Source organism: Rhizobium sp. P1_E1 (assembly GCF_056406015.1).
The window spans coordinates 1-3,561 of the sequence record NZ_JBFUAY010000341.1 but is presented as its reverse complement, the minus strand read 5'-3'; the positions used below and the strand labels follow the sequence as shown (position 1 = coordinate 3,561).

At 58.9% G+C, this 3,561-nt stretch carries 4 protein-coding genes and 1 pseudogene; 3 read left to right on the top strand and 2 right to left on the bottom strand.

The window, feature by feature from the left end; translation table 11 throughout:
• The coding region (locus AC1D1Z_RS35280) for a LysR family transcriptional regulator (RefSeq protein ID WP_477853421.1) at positions 1 to 857 on the bottom strand (857 nt) is incomplete at its 3' end.
• A gap of 30 nt (positions 858 to 887) precedes the next feature.
• Positions 888 to 1,595, bottom strand: a complete 708-nt coding sequence (locus AC1D1Z_RS35275; protein WP_018246809.1) for a UTRA domain-containing protein — start codon at positions 1,593 to 1,595, stop codon at positions 888 to 890.
• Positions 1,596 to 1,822: 227 nt separating this feature from the next.
• Between AC1D1Z_RS35275 and AC1D1Z_RS35270 the strand changes: the two genes are divergently transcribed.
• From AC1D1Z_RS35270 to AC1D1Z_RS35260, 3 genes and pseudogenes are all read left to right on the top strand, one after another.
• Positions 1,823 to 2,650, top strand: coding sequence for a transporter substrate-binding domain-containing protein (locus AC1D1Z_RS35270; protein WP_130653992.1), 828 nt, complete (start codon positions 1,823 to 1,825; stop codon positions 2,648 to 2,650).
• Between the two features lie 98 nt (positions 2,651 to 2,748).
• Complete coding sequence (locus AC1D1Z_RS35265) at positions 2,749 to 3,390, top strand: amino acid ABC transporter permease (RefSeq protein ID WP_130653993.1); 642 nt, start codon at positions 2,749 to 2,751, stop codon at positions 3,388 to 3,390.
• Positions 3,387 to 3,561: pseudogene (locus AC1D1Z_RS35260) on the top strand (amino acid ABC transporter permease); the annotation flags it as partial. The gene AC1D1Z_RS35265 and the pseudogene AC1D1Z_RS35260, both read left to right, overlap by 4 nt.

Sequence of the window (3,561 nt, the reverse complement as noted above, 5' to 3'; positions counted from 1 at the left end):
GGCTTCTGCAAGGCAGCACGATCCCAGGCGAGAAAATAGCTTTCACGCAGTGCAATGCGCATGTCGACCGGAATGACGAGCGTTTGCGCCTCAAGCTCATCTGATATCATCGACATTTGTGCGAGCACGACGCCGCGCTTGTTGACGGCTGCGTCAATTGCACTGCTCGACAAAGTGAAGGAAAGGCCGGGCGTCGACACATCGAACGCGACGCCGACCTTGGCGGCAAACTCCGCCCAGCTGGGGTAGGGGGTGAAGTGTCGTTCCCACTCGACATGGAGGAGGGGTTGTTCGAAAAGATCGCGCGCCGTATGTGCGCGATCCTGCATCAGCGCCGGCGAGCAGGCCGGAACGACCCAATCGCGGAACAGTTCGGTATAATGTTCGTGCTGGAGGACGTCCGATCCGTAGCTGACGCGGAAATCGACATCGTCGAAACCGATCCGGGGCTCTTTGTCGCGTCCGATAATCCTCACTGGAACTTCGGGATGAAGCGCCTGCCAGTCGAAGATGCGCCTGCCGATCCATTTGTTGACGACGGAGGAAAGCGCACTGAGCACCAGTGCCGTCTCGTTGCGCGCCTTTTCCAACAGTTGCTGAGCGAGCGCAAATTGCTCGAACCCCTTCGATATCTCCTGATGGTAGAGCCGGCCCCAGGCGGTCAGCTCGACGGTTCGCCCGCTGCGCTCCAGAAGCGAAATTCCAAGAAAGCTTTCGATCTTGCGAATCTGCTGGCTGATGGCCCCCGGCGAAACCCTCAGCTCCAGTGCCGCAGCCGTCACGCCGCCGCAGCGCCCCACCGCCTCGAACGCTTGCAAACTTTTCAGCGGTATCGCCTTGAGGCGCTCATCGGTCACTTGAAGAACCTCTCGTGATTTGCGTCGAACTCAATTTGCTGCCGGATGAAACGTCCCCGCAAACTGGAACCGGTCGCCCGGATGGGTAAACTCGACATAGGTCACCGTGCGTCCGTTCTGCCAGGTCTGGCGAATGAGGCTAAGGCAGGCCTCGCCACGTTCCGTCTGCAGGATCCGCGCCGTCGTGGTGTCGGCCGAGACGGCGCGAATGACATGTTTGGCCTTGGACCAGGGAACCTCATCAAGCAGCCATTTGCCGGGCGGAATTGAAGCAAAGCTCTCCTCTCTCGCCCGTGGGACAGCATCGAGCATGATGATCCGCCGCTCGATGGCATTCGGTCTGCCGTCGACGATATGCAGGCACTGAAGCCTGAGGACTTCTGCATCGGCAGGCTCCGACAGCTGCTGTGCCTCCGCCTCTCCAAGGCGCTCGATCTTGCGGGCGAGGATTTCGAAGCGGTGTTCGTGCCCGGCCAGTTCCGCTTCGGTGCTGATATCCTGGATATCCATCACCGTGCGGTCGATCTGGGGCGATGCGACAAACGAACCTGTCTTGCGCCGTCTGACGATCATGCCGCGCTCGGCGAGCGCCGACAGCGCCTTGCTGACTGTCATCCGTGAGCACCGATATTTCGCCGCGAGTTCGTGTTCGACGGGAATACGGTCACCGGGCCGCCAATCACCGCTGATGATCTTCGTCTCGACATCGGTGAAAATACGTTGATAAATCGACACCAAGCCCGCACCTCATCCGGCGTCAACGATCATAAATTCCGGAACGGTCATGCCAGCGAGATCGACGCCACCCGGCACAAATTTTGCGTTCCTCGTCTTTTACATTGACACTCTAGGCCAGCCTATATCTATTTGTATAGTCAAAAGCGGAGCATAGAAATCCGCGCAGAGGAAATCGAAGTCGGGAACCAAAACTCCTCCGCCGGGGGAATAAAACTGGAGAGATGATCATGAAGGCAAATTCACTGCTGAAGGGTCTGGTCGGCGCTGCGTTCCTGTTCGGAGCAGCCGTTTCCGCCCATGCAGCCGACACGCTGGCCGCCGTCAAGGCAGCCGGCACCCTCAAGGTTGGCACCGAAACGGCTTTCGCACCGTTCGACTATATCGATGCCGGTGAACATACCGGCTTGAACGTCGACCTCTTTGCCGAGATCGGCAAGGAACTCGGCGTCAAGATCGAGTGGATAGCGCTTCCTTGGGACGGCGTCTTCCCCGCGCTCGAGGCCGGCAAGTTCGATGTCGTCGCAGGTCCTGCAACGATCACCAAGAAGCGCATGGAGCGCTATCGCTTCACGCCGCCGATCGCCGAAGCGACGATCGCCATTCTGAAGAAGGCTGGCGACACGACGATCAGCAAGCCGGAAGATATTGCCGGCAAGACGATCGGTGTCGGCAAAGCAACTGCCCAGCTCGACCAGCTGAAGGAATTCTCCGGCACGCTGCCGACCAAAGTCGACGTGCGCGAATATCCAGCCTTTACCGAATCCTACGCCGATCTCGCCGCCGGCCGCATTGCCGGCGTTGCCAACTCGCTGCCGAATATCGCCTTCGTCGCTAGCCAGCGAAAAGGTACGTTCGAAGTCGTCCTGCCGCCATTCGGCAAGAAGTCCTATTTCGGCTTCATCGGTCTCAAGGATGTCGATCATGCGCCCCTGATGGATGCGATCGATGCCGCGATGCTCAAGATCAAGGCAGACGGACGTATGGCAGAGCTGCAAAAGAAGTGGTTTGGTGCGTCTTTCGATACGCCTGATGCTGTCAAGGATCCGGCATTCTGATTAGCCGCCGGTGAAACGAACGCGCCCCGCCATCAGTCGGGGCGCAATCCGCCGTGGGATCAAAGTTCACGGCCGCAGCGCCCAGGCAAGCACCGCCCATGTCCATCAAGCTATTCGAACTGCTTCTGCAAGCCTCGATCTACACGGTGACGATCAGTGTGGTCTCCATCCTGATCGGCTTTGCGATCGCGATCGTCATTTCAGCCATGCTGCTCTCACGGCAACGGCTTTTGGTGTTGCCGGCGCAGATTTTCATCAGTTTCTTTCGTGGTGCACCGTTGCTGGTCCAGCTGTTGCTGATCTACAATCTGCTGCCGGTGATCGGCATCAACGTGCCGAGCATCGTTGCGGCCGTCGTTGGCCTGTCCTTGTGTACTGCGGCCTATCAGGCTGAAAATCTGCGCGGTGGTTTTTCCAGCGTTCCCCTGGGCCTGGTCGAATCTGCCGAAATGGTCGGCATGACTCCCATTCAGATCTTCCGCCGCATCAGGGCGCCGATCGCCCTGCGCCTGACTTTCCCGGCGCTCGTCAATGAAGCGATCCTTATTCTGAAGGCGTCTTCGCTCGTCTCCGTCGTCGGAATCGTCGAGCTGACACGCATGGCTCAGGACCTTGCCGGCAGCACCTTCCTGCCGCTCGAGATTTTTGCTTCCGCAGGCCTGATCTATCTCGTCATCAATTGGATCGTTGCCCTTGCGGGCGGCCTGATCGAACGCTCCCTGCCAGGAGTGCCGCGATGACCTTCGATACCAATGTGATTTTCAGCAACTTGCCGGAGATTCTCCACGGTGCGTGGGTCACCATCCTCATCTGGATCGTCACCACTCTTGCCGCTGCCGTACTGGGTTTCCTTGTCGCAGTCGCGCGACGTTTTGGCGGCGTGCTGTTGGACAGAGCGTTCGGCCTTGTCA